This window comes from Tsukamurella asaccharolytica (genome assembly GCF_007858435.1).
Taxonomy (GTDB): Bacteria; Actinomycetota; Actinomycetes; order Mycobacteriales; family Mycobacteriaceae; genus Tsukamurella; species Tsukamurella asaccharolytica.
The window spans coordinates 59,270-79,720 of sequence record NZ_VIGW01000002.1; the positions used below are offsets into that span (position 1 = coordinate 59,270).

The following is a 20,451-nucleotide window of genomic DNA, read 5'->3' on the forward strand; positions in this document are numbered from 1 at the left end:
CTCCCGCACCTGGTCGGTATCAGCCGTACCCGCAGCCCGCTCCGGCACACCCCTTCGGCCGGCCGTACGCCCCGGTCCCACCCCGGCCGCGCCCCGCCGGCGATCCGGGCTTGATGATCGCGGTCGTCGGCCTGGTGCTGTTCTTCGTCATCGCGCTGCCGATCGTCGTGATCGGCATGGTGTTCGACCTGAATCCGACGTTCTATCTGCCGGCGACGATGGCCGCACTGTTCCTTTCGGTCCGCGCGTTCTGCGTCTCGAAGCGGTATGGCCACACCAACGTGATCGCCGTCATCACGATGACCCTGTGCATGCTGCTCCTGCTGTCCGGACTCGCATCCGCCCTCATCCGGCTCCTGCTCATCCTCTGAGACGCCACACTCCGTCCTGTCGGCGCGCTCGGCTACGCTCGGCGCACACCGATCTCCGCAATGACGAGGGGGAACGTTCACGATGTCGACGCCCAAGGATCCGCACGGCTACGACCCGTACGGGCAGCCACCGTCGTACCCCGCCCAGCCCTACCCGTCGTACCCGCCCCACCCCGGCTACCCGCCGCCGCAGGGCCTGCAGGACCCGGACCAGGCGATGGGCATCGTCGGGCTGATCCTGTCGGTGCTGGGCTGCTACCCCGTGGGCCTGCTCGTCAGCTGGATCGCGCACCGGCAGTCGCGGGATCGCGGCTACAAGAACACGCTCGCCACGGTCGGCATGATCATCGGCGGCGTGCTCACGGGTCTGACGCTCCTCGCGGTCCTCGCGTACGGCGGCCTGTTCCTCCTGGTGTTCCTCGCCACGGGCTCGGGGACCGCGCTGATCTGACCCCGGACACGACGAAGCCCCCGGCCGCTCGGTCAGCGATCGGGGGCTTGCGTCAGACGGTGCTGGAGAGGCTTACGCCTCGTCCTCCTCCGCGAGGTTGCTCACTCGCGACGGGTCCACCTGGATGCCCGGTCCGGTGGTCGTCGAGACGGTGACCTTCTTCACGTACCGCCCCTTGGCCGCCGACGGCTTCGCGCGCAGGATCTCGTCCAGCGCGGCGCCGTAGTTCTCCACCAGCTGCTTGGCGTCGAAGGACGCCTTACCGATCACGAAGTGCAGGTTCGACGCCTTGTCGACGCGGAAGGTGATCTTGCCGCCCTTGATGTCGCCCACGGCCTTCGTCACGTCGGGGGTGACGGTGCCGGTCTTCGGGTTCGGCATGAGGCCACGCGGGCCGAGCACGCGAGCGATCCGGCCGACCTTGGCCATCTGGTCCGGGGTGGCGATCGCGGCGTCGAACTCGAGCCAGCCGCCCTGGATCTTCTCGATCAGGTCCTCGGCGCCGACCTCGTCGGCACCCGCGGCCTTGGCCTCCTCGGCCTTGTCGCCCACGGCGAAGACGATCACGCGGGCCGTCTTACCGGTGCCGTTCGGCAGGTTGACGGTGCCGCGCACCATCTGATCGGCCTTGCGGGGGTCGACACCGAGGCGCACGGCGACCTCGACGGTGGCGTCCTGCTTGGTGGAGGAGGTCTCCTTGGCGAGCGTGACGGCCTCGAGCGGGCTGTACAGCTTGTCCTTGTCGACCTTCTCGGCAGCGGCCTTGTAGGCCTTACTGTTCTTGCTCATGTATCCAGCTCTTTCGTTTCTTGCCCAGCTACTGGGCAGTGAGTGGTTCTGCGGGCCGAGCCGGCCCTCCCACGAGAAGCGCGTGCCTCTCGACAACACTCGGGCGCGGGAGCGCGCCCTGGTGACTTACTCGACGGTGATGCCCATCGAGCGAGCAGTGCCGGCGATGATCTTCGCGGCCTGATCGACGTCGTTCGCGTTCAGGTCCTCCTTCTTGGTCTCGGCGATCTCGCGCACCTGATCCCAGGTCACCTTGGCGACCTTGGTCTTGTGCGGCTCGCCCGAGCCCTTCTGCACGCCCGCTGCCTTGAGCAGCAGCTTTGCGGCCGGAGGAGTCTTCAGCTTGAAGTCGAAAGAACGGTCCTCGTAGACCGTGATCTCGACGGGGATGACGTTGCCACGCTGCGACTCGGTCGCGGCGTTGTACGCCTTGCAGAACTCCATGATGTTGACGCCGTGCTGACCAAGCGCGGGACCCACGGGCGGAGCAGGATTGGCCTGCCCGGCCTGGATCTGCAACTTGATGAGCCCGGCGACCTTCTTCTTCTTCGGGGGCATCCTCAGTTTCCTTTTTCTTCACCCCGCACCGGGCACCGGCGCGGGAAGCATGGGTGTCTCGCTAGGAGATCTTCTCGACCTGGTTGAAGGCGAGCTCGACGGGCGTCTCACGACCGAAGATCGACACCAGCACCTTGAGCTTGCGCTGCTCGGCGTTGATCTCGCTGATGGACGCGGGCAGCGTGGCGAACGGGCCGTCCATGACGGTGACCGACTCGCCGACCTCGAAATCGACCTCGACCGCGGGGCCCTGCGAGACCGCGCCGCCGGAGGCGGCGGCACCGTCGGACGCGGCGCCGGCCTTGTCCTTGGCCGGCTTGGTCCGCGCGCTCTCGGGGAGCAGGAACTTCACGACCTCGTTCATCGTGAGCGGCGAGGGCTTGCTGGTCAGGCCGACGAATCCGGTGACGCCGGGGGTGTTGCGCACCGCGCCCCAGGACTCGTCGTTGAGGTCCATGCGCACCAGGATGTAGCCCGGCAGCACCTTGCGGTTGACCCGCTTCTGCTGGCCGTTCTTGATCTCGGTGACCTCCTCGGTGGGGACCTCCACCTGGAAGATGTAGTCGCCGACGTCGAGGTTCTGGACGCGGGTCTCGAGGTTGGCCTTCACCTTGTTCTCGTAGCCCGCGTAGGTGTGGATGACGTACCAGTCGCCAGGAGCGGTCCGCAGCTGCGCCTTGAGCTCTTCGACGGGGTCGATCTCCTCCTCGGCCTCTTCCTCGACGAGTTCGGCGCCGTCACCGGCGGCCGCATCCTCCTCGGGGGTGCCGAAGACGCCCTCCTCGACCTCGATGAGCGCCTCGTCCTCGGCCGCCTCGACCTCGGTCGCCACGGCAGCGTCATCGACCTGCGCGTCCGCCTGGACGTGCAGCTCTGCCTCGTTGTGCTCCGGGGTGCTCACAGCGCCGAAGTTCCTTCCGTCTCGTCTATCCGTGCGGTTCGGCTACTTGCCGAACGCCCACAACATCAGCTTCGCGAAGCCGAGGTCGATGAGGCTGATCATCGCGGTGAGAACCACCACGAACACCAGCACGATGATCGTGTAGTTGATCATCTGGCTCCGGGTCGGCCAGATGACCTTCCGCAGCTCCGCGATGACCTGGCGGATGAACAGCCAGATGGCGGCGAACGGGTTGCGCGAGCGCTTCGCCTCCGCCGGCTTCTTCGCGGCGCCGGACTCGACCGCCGAACCGGGCTCCGGCGCCTCGGCGAGCGCGGTGCGGCCGCGACGGCCGCTGGAGCGCTTACCGGAGGGGCGGGCCTGCTGGGCGTCGTCGACGCCGCTGTCGCCGGCGTTCTTGCCGGTGGTCGCGTCGTCCTTGTCGTCGCTCACGCACTTCCCTCCGCTGGATCTTCCAGCGGGCGTCGGCCCGCCGATTTCGACAGCCGGGCCGGGGGCCCGCGCTATGCAGGGGCGACAGGACTCGAACCTGCGACCTGCGGTTTTGGAGACCGCTGCTCTACCAACTGAGCTACACCCCTTTGCGGGACCTTCCGGCCCCGCACCCGCACCGTCCGAAGGGCGCGCTTTCGCACGCCCGCCGTTCTACGCGGACAGTTCAGTGTACGGCACGTCGGTGCCGCACCTCAAAACGCACCGGTCATGCGGCCTGACGGGCCGCGGACCGTCAGGCGAACTGGACGGTGGCGACCGGCTTGCCGAAGATCTTGCGCTCACCCTGCTTCACGGTGAGGAAGACGACGCCCGTCTTGGTCTCCTCGTCGAGGGACTTGACCTTGCCCGAGTAGACGAGCTCGGCCTTCTGGTCGGCGGCGACGTACACCGGCGCGGTGAAGCGCACGCTGTACTCCTTGAGCGCGCCCGGATCGCCTAGCCACTCGGTGATGTAGTTCGAACCGAGGCTCATCGTGAGCATGCCCTGCGCGACGACGTCCTCCATGCCGGCCAGCTTCACGATGTGATCGGACCAGTGGATCGGGTTCGGGTCGCCGGTGACGCCGGCGTAGTTCACCAGATCGCCGCGGGTCAGCTCGAAGATGCGCTCCGGGAGCTCCTCGCCCACCGTCACGTCCGCGAAGTTACGAAGCGCCATACATCATCACCTTTTCCATTGCACTGACGAACTCGGCGTCCTCGTCCTCGCCCGACCGGCCGGCCAGGGTGGTCCACGAGGTGACCAGGTGATTGCCGTCCTGGTCGGAGATCTCGTTGCGCGTCGTGATCAGGTCCACACCCGCGATCTGACGGAACGAGTCGAAGTGCACGTGCGTCGTCAGGATCATTCCCGCCACGATCGGGGCGTGGAACTGCGCCTTCTGCTCCGTCTGCATCACGGGACGGCGGCCGTAGCCGACGATCGCGTTCTCGAACAGCGGGCGATGCGCGATGATGCCGATCAGCGAGAACATGATCGGCGGCGCCACGATGTCGGCGTACCCGGCAGCGCGGGCCGCTTCCACGTCGTGGTGCACCGGGTCCAGCAGCTGGCTCGCGTTGGCGAACTCGTGGATCTTCTCGCGGCTGACCACGTACTTCTCTTCGAACTCGTAGTTGTAGCCGACCGCTGCGCGCGTGCGCTCCGCGACCTCGTCGGGGCTGAGCTGCTCGGTGACCGGTCCCCCCGGCACATCGATGTCCTTGCTCACGTAACGAACCTACCTATCGTGAATGGGCTGAAGGGCAGTATGCCAAAGGGGAGGGCATCCGCCGTGGATGCCCTCCCCCTTGTCGACGTCGGCGTCAGCGCGACTCTCGGTGCGCCTGGTGCGATCCGCAGTTCGGGCAGAACTTCTTCAGCTCGAGACGATCAGGATCGTTGCGACGGTTCTTCTTGGTGATGTAGTTACGGTGCTTGCACACCTCGCACGCCAAGGTGATCTTGGGGCGGACATCTGTCGACGAAGCCACGACGGTCCCTCTTTCGCAAATCTCTTGTCAGTTGTAGCGGTGGGGGGGCTCGATCCCCCGACCTCACGATTATGAGTCGTGCGCTCTAACCAGCTGAGCTACACCGCCCTGAGCTATCAGCACATTGCACTGGTCTAGCGAGCCCCCTGACGGAATCGAACCGTCGACCTTTTCCTTACCATGGAAACGCTCTGCCGACTGAGCTAAGGGGGCGTGTCTCAGCGCGCCGAACCGGCGCTCCAAGAGCCTCAACGAGATTACACACCGCGGCGGAGTTCATCCAAATCCGCAGGTCAGCTCGTTACCGCTGCGACCCCCGACGCAAGGACGTCAGGGGTCGCAGCTGGTGGCACGTGTAGGATTCGAACCTACGTAGGCAAAGCCGACGGATTTACAGTCCGCTCCCATTGGCCGCTCGGGCAACGTGCCGTGCACTGCCGGTGAAGGCAGCGGAGAGTAGAGTACAACGGCCCCGTAGGGGGCGCGCAAACCTGCAGGTCAATGGAGTAGGAGTCCCGCCGAGATGGCTGATTCGTCGTTCGACGTCGTGAGCAAGATCGATCGCCAGGAGGTCGCCAACGCCCTCAACCAGGCTTCGAAGGAGCTCAGCCAGCGGTACGACTTCCGCGGCACGAACACCACCGTCGAGGCGTCGGGCGAGGACAAGATCGTGATCACCTCCGACGCCGAGGAGCGCGCGAAGGCCGGCCTCGAGGTCTTTCAGGAGAAGCTCATCAAGCGCGGCCTCTCGCTCAAGGCCTTCGACGCCGGCGACCCCGTCGCCTCCGGCAAGACGTACAAGATCACCGGCACGCTGGTCGAGGGCATCACCAGCGAGAACGCCAAGAAGATCAGCAAGCTCATCCGCGACGAGGGCCCCAAGTCCGTCAAGGCGCAGATCCAGGGCGACGAGCTGCGCGTGACCAGCAAGTCGCGCGACGACCTGCAGGCCGTCCAGTCGCTGCTCAAGAACGCCGACCTCGACATCGCGGTGCAGTTCGTCAACTACCGCTGATCCCGGTTCGTTCGTCCCCCGCTCCGCGCCGATTCCCCACCCAGAAGTTCCGTCCCCCACCAGACGCCGCCCCTCGGGTGGGGGCTCGAACGTCCCCCGCTCGACGACCGGTCCCCCACTAGACGCCAGCTCTCCCCCCAGCAGAAGCCGCACCGCCGGGTGGGGGCTCGAACGTCCCCCGCTCGACGACCGGTCCCCCACCACACGTCAGCTCTCCCCAAGCAGAAGCCGACTCCCCCACCGGGCGCCCGGGGTTCTACGCCGAGAGGAGGCCGTGGCGGGCAAGGGTCGCGGTCAGCTTGTTGCGCAGGCGAACGTCGACGAGCAGGTCGTCCCAGTCCCACCGCACGACCTCGAAGCCGGCATCGACGAACAGCGCGTGCCGGTCCTTCTCCGCTTCGAGCGCCGCGGCGCGCTCGGCGTCGGTGGTGCCGTACTTGCCCTTGCCGTCGAACTCGCCGATGAGCGATCCCCATTCGAAGTCGGCGAACACCTGACGTCCGCCGAAGTCGAACGGAGTCTGCAGCCGCGGCACCGGCAGGCCCCACGAGTGGATCAACACCCGTGACCAGGACTCTCCCGGCGATTCGGCGCAGTCCACGGACATCGCCAGCGCGCGACGGGCTGTCGCCGAACCGCGTCGCCGCCCCAGCCGATCGAGGCACTCCGTCAGCGCCGCCAGCGACACCGGCGGCGGATCCGTCGGCTTCGGAAACCGCGGCACGAGACGCACCGCGTCGATCGCGGCGACCCCGCGGACCAGGTCTCCGGTCATGGCGACGTCGATCGGCGTCCGGACCCGGGAGGTCACCCGCACCCCGTCGACCTCCAGGATCTCCTCGGCGACGAGTGGCCGCGGATGGACGTGGATCCCCGGCCGCCGGCCGCCGCCGTGGACCCGGTCGACGGTGAGATGCACGTCCTTCCGCTCCGGCCGCAGGTACGGAACGTCGAGCAGGACCGTCGCGCTCTCGTGGCTGAGCACCCCGCTGCACGACCTCGCGGCCGCCAGCACTCGCATTCGGTACAGGTCGGGCGCCGAGTAGTCCGCACCGAGCGCGTAGACGCCCTTCGCCAGCCAGATCAGCTCGCCCCGGTCCACGGCGCGACTGATCTCCGCGCTGCTCCGACCCGTGGCGAGGAGATAGTTCCTTGTCAGCAGCTCCCCCATGCACCACATTCCATCAGTGCGGGGAGTCGGGTTCGGCTCCGCAGGCCCGTTCATCCACAGGCTACCGGCGAGTACTCACAGCTTTTCGTCCCCCGCTCCGCGCCGATTCCCCACCCAGAGGTTCCGTCCCCCACCGGACGCCGCACCTCGGGTGGGGGCTCGAACGTCCCCCGCTCGACGACCGGTCCCCCACCACACGCCGCCGCCAGTCGCCGAGACCACACGCCGCCGACGGGCCGGCCGACACGCCGCCGCGGACCGTCGGGCTACGACGTGAGCGCCTGCAGGCGCGCGACGCGGCGGTCGACGCGCGGCTGGGTGCGGAAGATCCGGCCCATGCGGTCGCTGGCGAGGAACGGGCACACCAGCATGGTGTTGGCGTGCACCGCGATCTCGGGCTCGGGCGGCAGGGGGGCGCGGGCGGCACCGTCGGAAACCTTCTCCAGGGCCCGGGCCAGCGTGGACGGGGCGCCGGTGAGGAGCGCGCCCGCGTGGTCCGCGCGGTAGTCGACGGTCCGCGACACGCCCAGGCGGATCAGCGCGCCGGCGACCGGGGCGAGCACCGACAGCATGGCGTCGACGACCCGGCTGCGCCGGGCGCCGCCGTCGCCGAAGCCGAGCAGGTAGCCGAAACCGGCGAAACCACAGATCACGGCGCCGAGAGCCCCGGCGACGGACGCGGTCAGAGTGTCCCGCGAACCGATTCGTGCGAGCTGGTGCGCCAGGACGGCGCGCAGCTCGTCCTCCGAGAGCAGCTCCTGCAGGCCGACCGTGACGCACACCGCGGCGTGCGCGGGGCCGTGGCCGGTGGCGAAGGCGGTGGGCGCGGCGGTGGGTGAGACGTAGATCGCGGGCATCGGCAGCCGCGCGGAGGTCGACAGCTCGCGGACCATCCGGAACAGGGCGGGTTGATGCAGCTCGGAAACGCTGCGCGCGTGCATGGCGCGCAGCGGCAGCGACGGCCCGCTGACGTAGAGGTAGGCGCACACGCCGGCAGCCAGCACGATCGAAAGCAGGAAGGCCGTCTGCCCGAAGACCGCGCCGGTCGCCATCAGGAACCCCGCGACCAGCGCCAGCAGCAGCGCGGTGCGGATCTGATTGCCGGTCCTACTCCCCAGGCCCTGCACTTCCGGGAACCTCAGCCCAGGCGGGCGACCGTGAAGGTGACCAAGGATTCGAGGGAGGAGCGGGGCTCGGATTCCGGCAGTTCGGCCAGCTCGGCGCGGGCGTCGTCGGCGTAGCGGGCCAGCGTGGCCTGCGCCTCCTTCATTCCCGCGGAGCGGCCGAGGAGCTCGATGGCCTCGTCGACGAGCGCATCGTCGGTGACGGGGCCGACGAGGATCTCCCGCAGCCGGTCCGCCTCCGGGCCCTCGTCACGCAGCGCGTAGAGGACCGGCAGGGTGAAGACGCCCTCGCGCAGGTCGGTGCCCGGCGTCTTGCCGGAGTCCTGCGCCACGGAGCTGATGTCGATGATGTCGTCGCTGATCTGGAAGGCGATGCCGATCGCGGAGCCGATGCGGTACATCCGCTGCGCCGTCTCCTCGTCGGCGCCGCCGTGCAGCGCGCCGAGCAGGCCGCACGTGGCGATGAGGCTGCCGGTCTTGCCCCAGATGGTGTCCAGGTAGTGCTGCACCGGATCGGAGTCCTGGGCGCCCTTGAGCTCGAGCATCTGGCCCGTGACCAGCTCACCGAAGCACTGCGCGATGACGCCCACGGCGCGCGGGCCGAGGTCGGCGCCGTACGACGAGGCGCGGGCGAACAGGTAGTCGCCGGCGAGGATGGCGATCGAGTTGCCCCACCGCGCATTGGCCGACGGTGCGCCGCGGCGCGTGTCCGCCTCGTCCATCACGTCGTCGTGGTACAGCGTCGCGAGATGGGTCAGCTCCATCGCCGCCGCCGCGGTGATGACCTGGTCCGACGGTGCGCCGCCGATGCGACCGGAAAGGATCGTGAACATGGGCCGGAACCGCTTGCCGCCGGCCTGGAAGAGGTGGAGAGCCTCCTCGATCACGCACCCGTCGGCCTCGGCGATCCCCTCCGCGATGACCTGTTCCACGCGGGCCAGATCCGCGCGGACCCCGGCCGCGAACTCGTCGGATCCCAGCGAGACCCCGGCTACCGTCTTCTCCACAGGTTCAGCCTAGCGGGCGGGTCGCGGTGTGCAGCGCGACGATGCCGCCCGTCAGGTTCGTCCAGGCCACATCGCCCCAGCCCGCCTCGCGGACGAGGTCCGCGAGCTCGGCCTGCGCCGGCCAGTTCCGGATCGACTCCGCGAGGTAGCTGTAGGCCTCCGGGTTCGACGATCCCTTCGCCACCACCTGGATGGCCTCCAGCGCGACCTTCTCGTACAGCGCGCGGAAGGCGCCGTTACTGGGGGTGGAGAACTCGCAGACCACGAGGCGACCGCCCGGCCGCACGACGCGGGCCATCTCCCGCAGCCCCGCGACGGTGTCCTGCACGTTGCGCAGGCCGAAGGAGATGGTGGCGGCGTCGAAGGAGGCGTCGGCCAGCGGCAGCGCCATGGCGTCGCCCGCGACCATCGGCACCCGCCGGAACGCGCCGGCCTGCAGCATTCCCGTCGAGAAGTCGCAGGCCGCGACCCACGCGCCGGAGCGGGCCAGGTCGACCGTCGAGACGCCGGTGCCGGCGGCGAGGTCGAGCACGCGGTCCCCCGGCCGGAGGCCGAGCGCGCGCCGCGTGCGGGCGCGCCAGTACCGGTCCAGCCCGCCCGTCATGAGCGTGTTGGTCCGGTCGTACCGGCGCGCGACACCGTCGAACATCGACGCGACGTCGCCCGGCTTCTTGTCGAGGGAGGCCCTTGCCATGCCCCGAAAACTACACGAAATCTCAGACGGCCCGGCCCACCGAGAACCCGCGAGGCCCGGCGATCACCTCGGCGTAATGCCCGAACAGCTGGTCGCACAGGGCCGGCCAGGTGCGGGCCAGGACGGACTTGCGGGCGGCCTCGCCGAACCGGGCGCGCAGCGCGGGATCGGCCAGGGTGTCGATGACGCCGGGCAGCAGCTCGGCGAACTCGGCGGTCGGCAGGAGGTAACCGTTGCGGCAGTGCGCGACGAGGTCGCGCGGACCGCCCTGGTCGGGCGCGATCGACGGGACGCCCGACGCGAGCGCCTCCTGCACGGCCTGGCAGAAGGTCTCGTGCTCGCCGGCGTGGACGAAGACGTCGAGCGAGGCGTAGGCGGCACCCAGGTCGGCGCCGCCCAGCTGGCCGGTGAACACGGCGTGCGGCAGCAGCTTCTCGAGCCGGGCGCGCTCGGGGCCGTCGCCCACGATGACGAGCTGCACGTCGTCGCGGTGGGCGAGGCCGGCGAGCCGCTCGACGTGCTTCTCCGCGGCGAGCCGCCCGACGAAGCCGACGACCAGCCGGTCGGGCCGGTCGCCCAGCCAGGAGGCGCGCAGCGCGGGCGAGCGGTGCGCCGGTGCGAAGCGCTCCGCGTCGACGCCCCGCGCCCAGGTCTGCACGCGGGGGATGCGGTGCGCCTCGAGGTCCGCGACCGACGCCGACGACGGCGCCAGGGTCAGGTCGCACTGCTTGTGCATCTGCCGCGTCCACCACCACGCGGCGCGCTGCAGCGGGCGGAGTCCGTAGGAGCCGGCGAACCCGGCGACGTCGGTCTGGAAGATCGCGACGGTGGGGATGCCGAGCCGCTTCGCCGCGGCGAGGCCGCCCGCGCCCAGGAAGTAGGGCGAGGCGAGGTGCACCACGTCGGGCCGGAAGTCGCGCAGCACGTCGACGATGAGCATGGAGGGCTGCCCGACCGGCAGCGACGAGATCTTCGGCAGCATCCGCGCGGGCACCCGGTACACGGGGAAGCCGAGGTGCTCGAACGGCGCCGGCTCCTCGCCCGCGACCGTATCGGGCGCGATGACGATCGCCTCCGCGCCGGTGCGGCGGCAGTGCTCGAGGACCCGGAGCACCGAGTTGGTGACCCCGTTGACGTTCGGCAGGAAGGACTCGGCCACGATCGCGATTCGCACGTCAGCAGTGTGCCGCGGGGCGGTGACCGTGAGGTTCCCTACCGGTCGACGGTGCGCGGAACGTCAGGTGAACTCTCACCCCGGTGGTATCCGGCGGCGATGAGCAGCATGACCGCCCCCACCACCAGCCACGTCCCCGCGGCGACGGACGCGGCGGGCAGCACCGCGACGGCGGCGGACCGTCCGGCGACGCGCACCAGCTCCGGCTCGGAGCGGCTGTACTCGACCTGGATGCGGTCGCCGACGTTGAGCTCGCTGGGGTACAGGACGCCGAGCGGAGGATTGTGGTTGACGCCGTCGGTCGTGTAGAAGCTGATCGTCGAGCGGCGGGGCCCGGCGGAGAGCACCTCGGCGGTCGCGGTGCCGCGATCGGCCTCGATGGTGCGGTCGTCGCGCCACGCGGCCGCGACCAGCACCACGCAGAGCCCGGTGATGAGGATCGCCGCGCTCAGCAGGACGATCTGCACGCGCCGCAGCGCGGTGCGGCTCACGCGCCCTCCCCCGCCGCCGCCGCGCTGATCCGGGCCCGCATCCCGGCGTGCAATGCGCGCAGCCCGGTGCGTTCGGTGCGCACCTCGGCCACCCGCAGGCCGTCGGCGCGGGTCGCGCCGACGAGGTCGTCGTCCAGCTCGGCGCGCACGTACTCGACGCCGTAGGCGGCGCACAGCGCGCCGATGTCGGTGCCGTGCGGCGTGCCGAAGACGCGGGCGGCGGCCCCGTCGTACTCCGCGCCGGAATACCGCTCCTCGCCCTGCTCGAGCAGGTTGAAGATGCCGCCCCCGTTGTCGTTGGCGACGACGACGGTGAGGTTCCGCGGGCGCGGCTCCTCGGGGCCGATGAGCAGGCCGGAGGCGTCGTGCACGAAGGTCAGGTCGCCCATCAGCGCGACGGTGCGCCGGTCCGGGAAGGCGAGCGCGGCGCCGACGGCGGTGCTGACGGTGCCGTCGATGCCCGCGACGCCGCGGTTGGAGAGCACGCGGACGCCGCGCGGGACGTCGCCGGCGAGCGCGACGTCGCGGACGGGGTTGGACGCGCCGACCACCAGCTGGTCGCCGGTGCGCAGCGCCGCGCAGACGGCGCGGGCGACGTGCAGGCCGGTCACGGGCTCCGCCGCGAGGCCCTCGGCGACCGCCTCGCGCGCGGCGGCGTCGGCGGCGGCGCACCGCTCGAGCCAGGCCGGGTCGGGCTCGCCGACGGGCACGACCCGCGTCCCCGTCGCGGCGACGTTGCCGGAGACGTCGGGCCAGCGCGGCCCCGTCGTGACCGCGTAGACGGTGACCCCGGGGTCGGCGAGCAGGGCGCTCACCTCGCGGTGCAGGGTCGGACGGCCGCAGATGATGGCCTGCCGCGGCTTCAGGGCCGGCAGCGCCCAGGGGTGCAGGGCGTTCTCGGGCGACGGTGCCGTCGGCTCGGCGACGGTGGGCAGCCCGGCGAGGGCAGGGTTCTCCCCCGCGCCGTGCCCGGAGATCACGACGGTGTCGGGGGTCAGGTCGATGGGCAGCGGCACGTCGAGGGTGGCGACGGGCGCGACGGTCCACGGGCCGCCGTCGGACCGGCCGTGCGCGAACTCGGGCGACGGATCGTCGGGGACGAGGGGCTCGCGCAGCGGGATGTCGAACTGGACGGGGCCGGCGTTGCCGGTGCGGGCGCCGCGGGCGGCCGCGAGGGCGCGGCAGACGGCGCTGCGCCACTGCGAGTTGCGGTCGAGACCGGGTTCGGCGAGCCCGAGCGAGAGCGACGCGCGGACCTGCGTGCCGAAGATGCCGAGCTGCTCGACGGTCTGATTCGCGCCCGAGCCGAGCAGCTCGTAGGGCCGGTTCGCACTCACGACCAGCAGCGGGACGCGGGCGTAGTTGGCCTCGTAGACGGCCGGCGCGAGGTTCGCGACGGCGGTGCCGGAGGTCATGATGATCGCGACGGGGCGCCGGGCGGCGGCCGCGAGGCCGACGGCGAGGAAGCCGGCGGTGCGCTCGTCGATGCGCACGTGCAGCCGCAGCTCGCCACGCTTGTCCGCCGCGTGGACGGCGAAGGCGAGCGGCGCGTTGCGCGAGCCGGGGCACAGCACCACGTCGGTGACGCCGCCGCGCACCAGCTCGTCCACGATCACGCGCGCCTGGAGCGTGGACGGGTTCGGCGGCTTCTGCATGCGGACCACCTTACGACCGCATTCCCGGTTGCCCGTGCGCGCGGCGGGTCATTACCGTCGTGGACGACCGCTACAGCGAGGAGTCGAGATGCCCGCGATCACCGTCGCCGACCTCGCGCGCGTCGTGTACTCCTCCGGCAAGGTCTTCGACGGGCTGTCGACGGGCCGTCTCGATACCGAGAACTTCTTGCGATCGGGCAGCACCGACGGCATCACTTCCCGGGCCGACCTCGCTCTGCTCGAGGACCTGCGCGACGTCGCCACTGCCATCCTCGACGAGCCGGCGCGCCCCACGGACGCGTCCTTCGTCCGCGATCTGAACGCGCGCCTCACCCGCAGCGCGGCCCTTCACCCGGGCCGGTTGCGCACGCCCGAACAGGGCATCGGCGTACGCACCCGGTACGGCCGGCACGCCCCCGATGCGGTCTCCGCCACCGAGTTGCAGGGCCTTGTCGAGGCGGCTGTCGGGGTTGACCCGATCGAATCCGCACGACGATCCGTCGGTCGCGGACACGTTCAACGATCTCCTCGCCCGCGCCTACGTCTTCGGAGACGACGACGGGATCAAGAACCTGTTGCGCGCGGACGGCGTCGTCGACCTGTAGACCGCGACTCCCCCACGCCCCTGCGAACACCGCTAACATCGCGGTATGACAGCAGGCACCCGGGAATTCGACCTCATCGTCTTCGGCGCGACGGGCTTCGTCGGCGCACTGACGGCGCGCCACCTCGCCGCGCACGCACCCGACGGCGTGCGCATCGCGCTCGCCGGCCGCACGCAGGCCAAGCTGGAGAAGGTGCGCGCCGGGCTGGGTGAGGGCGCGCGGGACTGGGGCATCGTCGTCGCCGACGTGGACCGCCCCTCGACGCTCGATTCCATGGCCGCCCGCACGACGGTGCTGTGCAGCACCGTCGGGCCGTATGCGCTGTACGGCGAGACGGTGGTGGGCGCGTGCGTCAACGCCGGCACGCACTACACCGACCTCACCGGCGAGGTGCTCTTCGCGCGCCGCTCGATCGACAAGTTCCACGAGCAGGCCGTCGCCAACGGCACGAAGATCGTGCACTCCTGCGGCTTCGACTCCATCCCGTCCGACCTCGGTACATTCCTCGTCTACGAGAAGGCCCGGTCCGACGGCGCCGGCACTCTCGGCTCGACCACCCTGGTCATGCGCGACCTGCGCGGCGGCGCGAGCGGCGGCACCATCGCCTCCGCGATCGGCCTCGCCGACGAGGTGAGCGCCGACCGGGACGCGCGCCGCGTCGCCGGGCGCCCGCACTCGCTGAGCGTCGACCACACCCGAGAGACGCCGAAGCAGCCGGGGGACCTGTCCGTCGTCGACGCGAAGACCGTCGATCCGTCGCTGACCGGGAAGCTCGCACCGTTCTTCATGGCCAGCTACAACACCCGCGTGGTGCGCCGCTCCAACGGCCTGCTCGACTTCGCCTACGGCCCGGACTTCACGTACCGGGAGACGATGGCCGTGCCCGGCCCGCCCGTCGTCAAGGCCGTGGCCGCCCACGCCGTGCAGGGCGCGCTCGCGGTGGGCATGGCGGCGCTCGCGATCAAGCCGTTGCGCCCCGTGCTGGACCGGATCCTCCCGTCGCCCGGCGAGGGCCCGAGCGAGAAGTCGCAGGCCAAGGGCTCGTTCATCGCCGACGTGTACACCCGCACGACGAGCGGCCGCCGCTACCGCGCGACCATCGGCGCACGCCTGGACCCCGGCTACAGCGGCACCGCGGTCATGCTGGGCGAGTCCAGCCTGGCGCTGGCGCTGGACGGCGACACCGCCCGCGGCGGCGCAGCGCTCCCCGACCGGGCGGGCGTCCTCACGCCGGCCGTCGCGCTGGGCGACGTGCTCGCGGACCGCCTGCGCGCGCGGGACTTCACCGTCACGGTCGACGAGGTGCGCTAGCCGCGGCGTTCGCCGGCGCGCGGGGGCTAGGAGATGCGCGCGAAGGGGCGGAGCTCCTCCACCTCGTAGGCGAGCTCGAGCAGCGTCGTCTCCATCCCCGCCGGCCCGGCGAACTGGGCACCCAGCGGGAGCCCGGCATCGTCGAAACCGCAGGGCACGGAGATCGCGGGGCCACCGGAGACGTTGTTCAGCGGGGTGATCCCCACCATGGCGATGGTGCGGGCCATGAACTCGTCGAAGGGCTGGGTCGGATCGAGGTGGCCGATCCGCGGGGTCGTGCTCGTCATGGTGGGCGAGAGCATCGCGTCGACGCCGCGCTCGACGAACATCCGCTCGTAGTTCCCGGCCACCCGGCGCAGCCGCGAGATCGCCCCCGGGATCGACGGCGCGCCGCGCACGCCGGAACGCAGCAGGCTGCGTGTCACGGGGTCGAGAGCCGAGTAGGAGCTGCGGCCGCGCGCCGCGATGGCCGTCCCGGCCACCTCGATCCCCGCGAGCAGGCTCCAGTAGCGCAGGAAGTCGTCGACGAAGCCGGCGTCGATGCGCAGGTCGGCCATGCTCAGCTCGACGATCTCGTGCCCCTGGCCGGCCAGCTCGTCGGCGAGGCTGCGCACGGGCGCGAGGCACTCGTCGGCGATGCCGAAGGCGGTGACCGACTCGGTGACCAGCCCGATCCGCCGGCGCCGGCCCGGCCCACGCACGTGCCCGACCGGCGGCAGCGCCGGGTTCCGGTGGTGCCGCTCGGCCGCGGCGAAGTAGCGCGCGGTGTCGCGGACGGTGCGCGTGAGCACGCCCTCGCAGACGATGTTGACGGGCAGCACCTTGAGCTCGGGCATCTCGACGAGGCGGCCCCGGGTGCCCTTGAGCCCGACGAGGCCGTTGAGGGCCGCGGGGATGCGGATCGATCCGCCGCCGTCGTTGCCGTGCGCGATCGGCAGCGCGCCGGAGGCCACGAGCGCCGCGGAACCCGACGAGGATCCGCCCACGCTGTAGTCGGTGTTCCACGGATTGCGGGCGGGCGCGCGGCCGGCGAACTCCGCGCTCGCGGTCATCCCGAACTCCGGCATCACCGTCGAGGCCAGGACGTTCACGCCGGTCGCGGCGAACTGCTCGCCGACGGGCCCGGACCGCTCGGCGGGCGTGGCGGGCAGAGCGGCCGACCCCATCGTGGTGGGCAGGCCCGCGAAGGCGGTGTTCTCCTTGACCGCCGCCGGGACGCCGTAGAACGCGGCGTCCGCGGGTGCCTGCGGGCCGGCACCCCCCTCGGGCAGCCACCAGCGCACCGCCCGCGTCGCCGGGTCGACGGTGCGGATCCGCTCCGTCGCGGCCGCGGCCGCCTCGGCGGCACCGAGGGTGCCGGCTGCGATCGCCTCGGCGACGCCCGTGGCGTCGAGGGTGCCCAGCGCGTCGTCGGTGAAAGCGTTCACCCGGGTGCCGGGGCGGGTGGTGTCCGTGGTCATGTCAGCTCCTCCGGCCCGCTGGCCGAGTTTGTACAAACTTACAGAAATAGACGATAGCCCAAGTCTGGAAATTTGTACAGACTTTTGTCGCGCCCTAGACTGCGGGAGTGGAGGAGCGCAGACACCGGCGGAGCACGCTCGAGCGCAAGCGCGCGCTGCTCGAGGCGACCGTCGCAACGGTCGGCGAATCGGGCTACGCCTCGGTGACGCATCGCGCCGTGACCGCCCGCGCGGGCCTGCCCACCACCACGATCGGCTACTTCTTCGCGTCCATCGACGACCTCACGAACGAGGCGATGCGCACCTTCGTGGCCGAGGAGTTCGAGCGGCTCGCGGCGTTGTCGGCCTTCCTCGAGAACACCTCCGCGAGTCCCGGCGAGGTGATCGCCGCCTTCGCCGCATCTTCCGCGGCGCGCGGCACCGAGTCCCTCGCGCTCGTCGAGGCCTACCTGCGCGCCGCGCGCGACCCGGCCTCGCGTGTCCTGGTCGAGGAGTACCTGCGCGCCGCCGACGCGGTGGCGCAGGGCGCGGCCGCGCTCGCCGGCGCCGACATCGACCCCGAGACCGCCCGGGGCGTGGTCGCGCTGATCAACGGCTTCACGATGCTCGACTCCGCGCTGCCGGACGCCGCCGACGTCGCGATCAAGATGCGTGCCCTGCGCACGATGCTGATCGGCGCCCTGTTCGAGCAGGGCCACGAGGACGCCGCGCGGGCGCTGCGGGACGGCGCACAGGACTAGCTGAGCTCCGGCGCCAGCGTTCGGGTGCTGTCCGCCGCGGCGATGCGCGCGGCCATCCGCTCCTGCGCCTCGCGGATCCCGGTGGCGTAGGCGGGATCGATCGCCGTATCGAGCGCGAAGTCGAACTCGCGGCTGGTCTGCAGCCGGTCCGCCGCGTCGGTGAAGCGGCCCTGGCGGCGGTAGCCCTCCGCGAGGTTGAGGTGCAGCGACGGCATGAAGCCCGCCACACTGAGCGACGGGTGGATGGCCTGCAGCTGCGCGTCCGAGACGTGCGCCGACTCCGCGAGCGACACCTCGTCCCACTCCACCTCGGCGTCCAGATCCTCCTGCACGTCCGCGATGTAGTGCGCGGCGATGCACCGCGCCGCGTGATCACCGGGCGCGATCCGCGCCCACGTCGACTCGAGCTTCTGCTTCCGCTCGGCGGGCTCGCCCGTCATCGCGGCACCGAGCTCCGTCATCAGGTTCTCCATACCCGCACCCTAGTCCCCGCCACCGACAGGAAACTCCCAGCCGACGTCGACCGCGAAATCCCCCGGATGCGGCATACGTAGGACTACAAAGAATTGATGAGACGCACCCTGGCGACCGCCGTCCTGTCCACGCTGATGCTCGCGCTGGTGGTCGCGCCGCCGGTGCAGGCGGCCGGCGTCGAGGCGGCGATCGCGCGCGGCATGACGCTGGTCGGCACCGATACCTTCGGCGAGTACGGCTGCGAGGACTTCGTGGACTTCGCCTACGGTCGCACCGTCGCCACCGGCATCCCCCACGACTCCGCACGGTCCTTCTACGCGAATCTCGCCGCCAAGGGCCTCGGCCACTCCTCGCTCCCCGCGCCGCGCGGCGCGCTCGTCTTCTCCCAGAGCGACTACGGCTACCACGTGGACATCTCGCTCGGCGACGGCACCTACCTCAGCGGAGGCGTCCAGGGGCTGTCCGCCGGGTGGGGCGACGGCTCGCAGATCCAGGTCATCCCGGAGCCCGATATCGCGCCCAACTCCAGCGTGCTGGGCTGGGCGTACGCCCCCTGGAAGTAGCTAGGGCAGCAGCGTGTGGCATCGCCGGAGGCGGTCGAGCCACCAGTCCCGGCGCTCCCCCGTCACCTCGACCGCCGCCAGCCGCTCCTCGGTCGGCGCGACGGCCCGTACCCGCAACGCGCCGTCGACGAGCGGATGCTCGCCGAGGTCCGCGGCGAAGAACCCGCCGGTGCCCAGGCCCGCGGCATTGCCGTCGGGGATGCACGCCGCGGCCGCGATCCCGGCCGACAACCCGACGGCCGTGTCCAGCGCCGAGGACACCGTCACCCGCACGCCCGCAGCCGCTTTCAGCGCGGCGGCCACGTCGAGCACCGCCCGGACACCGCCCAGTGGTGCCACCTTCACCACCGCGACGTCGGCGGCGGCGAGTTCCGCCACGCGCATCGGATCGTCGGCGCGGCGGATCGACTCGTCGGCGGCGATCTCGCAGGCGCCGTCCAGCCGGCGGCGCACCTCGGCCAGTTCCTCGACCGTCGCGCAGGGCTGTTCGGCGTAGTCGAGCGGGCCGCCCTCGAGCAGCCGCAGGAGCGCCCGCTCGGCCTGATCGATCGTCCAGCCGCCGTTGGCGTCCACCCGTACTGCGCCGCCGGGCATCGCCTCCCGCACGGCCGCGACGCGATCCAGATCCTGGGCGAGTGCCTGCCCGGCCTCGGCCACCTTGACCTTCGCGACGCGGCAGCCGGGGAACCGCGCGAGCACCTCGGGGACCCGGTCGGGCGGGACGGCGGGCACCGTCGCGTTCACCGGCACAGCGGTGCGCAGCGGCTCCGGGAAGCCGAGGTAGGCCGCCTCGATCCCGGCCCGCAACCAGTGCGCGGCCTCGGCGTCGCCGTACTCGGGGAAGGGCCCGAACTCGCCCCACCCCTCCGGACCCTCGAAGACGACGGCCTCGCGGGTCGTGATTCCGCGGAACCGCACCCGCATCGGCAGGCGCACCACCCGCGCCGCGGCCACCAGTTCGTCGACGTCCACCACGACCCCAACAGTAGAGTCGGTCGGGTGACTTTCAACCCGGAGCTGTGGCAGCCGGTCCCCGGATTCGAGGACCTCACCGACATCACGTACCACCGGCACATCACGCAGGGCACCGTCCGCGTGGCTTTCGATCGGCCGGAGGTGCGCAACGCCTTCCGGCCGCACACCGTCGACGAGCTGTACCGCGCGCTGGACCACGCGCGACGGTCCGCCGATGTGGGCGCGGTCCTGCTCACCGGCAACGGCCCCGCGCCCAAGGACGGCGTCTGGTCGTTCTGTTCGGGCGGCGACCAGCGCATTCGCGGTCGCTCCGGGTACCAGTACGCGACGAGCCACGACTCCGATGTCGAGGCGGCGACCGCGGACGGCGTCGACGAGGCGCGGGTGAAGGCCGAGGGCGGCCGGCTGCACATTCTGGAGGTGCAGCGCCTCATCCGGTTCATGCCGAAGGTGGTGATCGCCCTGGTCAACGGCTGGGCCGCGGGCGGCGGCCACTCGCTACACGTGACCTGCGACCTCACGCTCGCGAGCCGCGAACACGCCAAGTTCAAGCAGACCGACGCCGACGTGGGCAGCTTCGACGCCGGGTACGGCAGCGCCTACCTCGCCAAGCAGGTGGGCAACAAGTTCGCCCGCGAGATCTTCTTCCTGGGCGATGTGTACAGCGCCGAGGACATGCACCGCATGGGCGCCGTGAACCGCGTCGTCGACCACGACCAGCTCGAGGACGTCGCGCTCGAGTGGACCGCCAAGATCCTCGGCAAGAGCCCGCAGGCGCAGCGGATGCTCAAGTACGCCTTCAACCTCCCCGACGACGGACTCGTCGGGCAACAGCTCTTCGCCGGCGAGGCCACGCGGCTGGCGTACATGACCGACGAGGCCGTCGAGGGCCGCGACTCCTTCCTGGAGAAGCGCGCCCCCGACTGGTCGCCGTTCCCCTACTACTACTGAGTC

At 71.0% G+C, this 20,451-nt stretch carries 26 protein-coding genes and 4 tRNA genes; 8 read left to right on the forward strand and 22 right to left on the reverse strand.

Features of this window, described 5'->3' with window-relative positions:
* Positions 1-113 precede the first annotated feature (113 nt).
* Positions 114-371 (forward strand): hypothetical protein, encoded by a 258-nt coding sequence (locus FK529_RS03410; protein WP_146559639.1) that lies wholly within the window; start codon positions 114-116, stop codon positions 369-371.
* An 82-nt stretch (positions 372-453) separates the two neighbouring features.
* Positions 454-822, forward strand: a complete 369-nt coding sequence (locus tag FK529_RS03415) for a DUF4190 domain-containing protein (RefSeq protein WP_146559640.1) — start codon at positions 454-456, stop codon at positions 820-822.
* 72 nt (positions 823-894) lie between these two features.
* Here FK529_RS03415 and rplA read toward each other — a convergent pair whose 3' ends face one another.
* The 11 genes from rplA to FK529_RS03470 all read right to left on the reverse strand — a co-directional run bounded on the left by rplA (position 895) and on the right by FK529_RS03470 (position 5,467).
* The gene (rplA, locus tag FK529_RS03420; protein WP_146559641.1) at positions 895-1,611 is read right to left on the reverse strand and encodes a 50S ribosomal protein L1; all 717 of its coding nucleotides are present in this window, start codon (positions 1,609-1,611) and stop codon (positions 895-897) included.
* 126 nt (positions 1,612-1,737) lie between these two features.
* Positions 1,738-2,169: a 50S ribosomal protein L11 gene (rplK, locus tag FK529_RS03425; RefSeq protein WP_013125420.1), complete on the reverse strand. Its 432-nt coding sequence runs from the start codon at positions 2,167-2,169 to the stop codon at positions 1,738-1,740.
* 61 nt (positions 2,170-2,230) lie between these two features.
* Entirely contained in the window at positions 2,231-3,070 is an 840-nt protein-coding gene (nusG, locus tag FK529_RS03430) for a transcription termination/antitermination protein NusG (protein ID WP_146559642.1), read from the reverse strand.
* Positions 3,071-3,112: 42 nt separating this feature from the next.
* Positions 3,113-3,502 carry a preprotein translocase subunit SecE gene (gene secE, locus FK529_RS03435; RefSeq protein WP_158635036.1) on the reverse strand — a complete coding sequence of 130 codons (390 nt, stop codon included), beginning with the start codon at positions 3,500-3,502 and terminating at the stop codon, positions 3,113-3,115.
* A gap of 76 nt (positions 3,503-3,578) precedes the next feature.
* Positions 3,579-3,651, reverse strand: a tRNA-Trp gene (locus FK529_RS03440).
* Between the two features lie 146 nt (positions 3,652-3,797).
* Entirely contained in the window at positions 3,798-4,223 is a 426-nt protein-coding gene (gene hadB, locus FK529_RS03445) for a (3R)-hydroxyacyl-ACP dehydratase subunit HadB (protein WP_146559644.1), read from the reverse strand.
* Positions 4,210-4,776: a (3R)-hydroxyacyl-ACP dehydratase subunit HadA gene (gene hadA, locus FK529_RS03450; RefSeq protein WP_146559645.1), complete on the reverse strand. Its 567-nt coding sequence runs from the start codon at positions 4,774-4,776 to the stop codon at positions 4,210-4,212. Before hadA ends, hadB begins: the two co-directional genes overlap by 14 nt.
* 94 nt (positions 4,777-4,870) lie before the next feature.
* Positions 4,871-5,038 carry a 50S ribosomal protein L33 gene (gene rpmG, locus FK529_RS03455; RefSeq protein ID WP_013125415.1) on the reverse strand — a complete coding sequence of 56 codons (168 nt, stop codon included), beginning with the start codon at positions 5,036-5,038 and terminating at the stop codon, positions 4,871-4,873.
* 34 nt (positions 5,039-5,072) lie between these two features.
* Positions 5,073-5,146: transfer RNA gene (locus FK529_RS03460), tRNA-Met, on the reverse strand.
* A gap of 32 nt (positions 5,147-5,178) precedes the next feature.
* Positions 5,179-5,251, reverse strand: a tRNA-Thr gene (locus FK529_RS03465).
* A gap of 131 nt (positions 5,252-5,382) precedes the next feature.
* Positions 5,383-5,467: transfer RNA gene (locus FK529_RS03470), tRNA-Tyr, on the reverse strand.
* Positions 5,468-5,561: 94 nt separating this feature from the next.
* On the opposite strand from FK529_RS03470, the gene FK529_RS03475 reads away from it, so the two are divergent.
* Complete coding sequence (locus tag FK529_RS03475; RefSeq protein ID WP_146559646.1) at positions 5,562-6,053, forward strand: YajQ family cyclic di-GMP-binding protein; 492 nt, start codon at positions 5,562-5,564, stop codon at positions 6,051-6,053.
* Positions 6,054-6,309: 256 nt separating this feature from the next.
* Here FK529_RS03475 and FK529_RS03480 read toward each other — a convergent pair whose 3' ends face one another.
* The 8 genes from FK529_RS03480 to FK529_RS20475 all read right to left on the reverse strand — a co-directional run bounded on the left by FK529_RS03480 (position 6,310) and on the right by FK529_RS20475 (position 13,781).
* Complete coding sequence (locus FK529_RS03480; RefSeq protein WP_146559647.1) at positions 6,310-7,224, reverse strand: hypothetical protein; 915 nt, start codon at positions 7,222-7,224, stop codon at positions 6,310-6,312.
* A gap of 266 nt (positions 7,225-7,490) precedes the next feature.
* Positions 7,491-8,351, reverse strand: a complete 861-nt coding sequence (locus tag FK529_RS03485; RefSeq protein WP_231702905.1) for a M48 family metalloprotease — start codon at positions 8,349-8,351, stop codon at positions 7,491-7,493.
* A gap of 11 nt (positions 8,352-8,362) precedes the next feature.
* Positions 8,363-9,355 carry a polyprenyl synthetase family protein gene (locus FK529_RS03490; RefSeq protein ID WP_146559648.1) on the reverse strand — a complete coding sequence of 331 codons (993 nt, stop codon included), beginning with the start codon at positions 9,353-9,355 and terminating at the stop codon, positions 8,363-8,365.
* 4 nt (positions 9,356-9,359) lie between these two features.
* A complete protein-coding gene (locus tag FK529_RS03495) occupies positions 9,360-10,049 on the reverse strand; it encodes a demethylmenaquinone methyltransferase (RefSeq protein WP_146559649.1) in 690 nt (229 codons plus the stop codon).
* A gap of 22 nt (positions 10,050-10,071) precedes the next feature.
* Positions 10,072-11,223 carry a glycosyltransferase family 4 protein gene (locus FK529_RS03500; RefSeq protein ID WP_146559650.1) on the reverse strand — a complete coding sequence of 384 codons (1,152 nt, stop codon included), beginning with the start codon at positions 11,221-11,223 and terminating at the stop codon, positions 10,072-10,074.
* A 38-nt stretch (positions 11,224-11,261) separates the two neighbouring features.
* Entirely contained in the window at positions 11,262-11,714 is a 453-nt protein-coding gene (locus FK529_RS03505) for a DUF3592 domain-containing protein (protein ID WP_146559651.1), read from the reverse strand.
* A complete protein-coding gene (gene menD / locus FK529_RS03510) occupies positions 11,711-13,369 on the reverse strand; it encodes a 2-succinyl-5-enolpyruvyl-6-hydroxy-3-cyclohexene-1-carboxylic-acid synthase (RefSeq protein ID WP_146559652.1) in 1,659 nt (552 codons plus the stop codon). The genes FK529_RS03505 and menD overlap by 4 nt, the downstream gene beginning before the upstream one ends.
* Positions 13,370-13,439: 70 nt before the next feature.
* Positions 13,440-13,781, reverse strand: a complete 342-nt coding sequence (locus FK529_RS20475) for a hypothetical protein (protein WP_231702906.1) — start codon at positions 13,779-13,781, stop codon at positions 13,440-13,442.
* A gap of 58 nt (positions 13,782-13,839) precedes the next feature.
* Between FK529_RS20475 and FK529_RS20685 the strand changes: the two genes are divergently transcribed.
* Together FK529_RS20685 and FK529_RS03520 are read left to right on the forward strand one after the other, a co-directional pair.
* Complete coding sequence (locus FK529_RS20685) at positions 13,840-13,974, forward strand: hypothetical protein (protein WP_269432080.1); 135 nt, start codon at positions 13,840-13,842, stop codon at positions 13,972-13,974.
* Positions 13,975-14,019: 45 nt separating this feature from the next.
* A complete protein-coding gene (locus tag FK529_RS03520) occupies positions 14,020-15,285 on the forward strand; it encodes a saccharopine dehydrogenase family protein (RefSeq protein ID WP_146559653.1) in 1,266 nt (421 codons plus the stop codon).
* Between the two features lie 26 nt (positions 15,286-15,311).
* Here the strand turns inward: FK529_RS03520 and FK529_RS03525 are convergent, their stop codons facing one another.
* The gene (locus FK529_RS03525) at positions 15,312-16,745 is read right to left on the reverse strand and encodes an amidase (protein ID WP_146559654.1); all 1,434 of its coding nucleotides are present in this window, start codon (positions 16,743-16,745) and stop codon (positions 15,312-15,314) included.
* Positions 16,746-16,852: 107 nt separating this feature from the next.
* Here FK529_RS03525 and FK529_RS03530 point away from each other — a divergent pair, with 107 nt between their 5' ends.
* On the forward strand, positions 16,853-17,485 hold the full coding sequence (locus FK529_RS03530) for a TetR/AcrR family transcriptional regulator (protein ID WP_146559655.1): 633 nt from the start codon (positions 16,853-16,855) through the stop codon (positions 17,483-17,485).
* On the opposite strand, the gene FK529_RS03535 is transcribed toward FK529_RS03530, so the two are convergent.
* Complete coding sequence (locus FK529_RS03535) at positions 17,482-17,958, reverse strand: hypothetical protein (RefSeq protein WP_146559656.1); 477 nt, start codon at positions 17,956-17,958, stop codon at positions 17,482-17,484. The genes FK529_RS03530 and FK529_RS03535 overlap by 4 nt on opposite strands.
* Before the next feature lie 96 nt (positions 17,959-18,054).
* Here FK529_RS03535 and FK529_RS03540 point away from each other — a divergent pair, with 96 nt between their 5' ends.
* Positions 18,055-18,522, forward strand: a complete 468-nt coding sequence (locus FK529_RS03540) for a C40 family peptidase (protein ID WP_146559657.1) — start codon at positions 18,055-18,057, stop codon at positions 18,520-18,522.
* Here FK529_RS03540 and FK529_RS03545 read toward each other — a convergent pair whose 3' ends face one another.
* Complete coding sequence (locus FK529_RS03545; RefSeq protein ID WP_146559658.1) at positions 18,523-19,497, reverse strand: o-succinylbenzoate synthase; 975 nt, start codon at positions 19,495-19,497, stop codon at positions 18,523-18,525.
* A gap of 24 nt (positions 19,498-19,521) precedes the next feature.
* On the opposite strand from FK529_RS03545, the gene FK529_RS03550 reads away from it, so the two are divergent.
* Positions 19,522-20,448: a 1,4-dihydroxy-2-naphthoyl-CoA synthase gene (locus FK529_RS03550; protein ID WP_146559659.1), complete on the forward strand. Its 927-nt coding sequence runs from the start codon at positions 19,522-19,524 to the stop codon at positions 20,446-20,448.
* Positions 20,449-20,451: the final 3 nt, after the last annotated feature.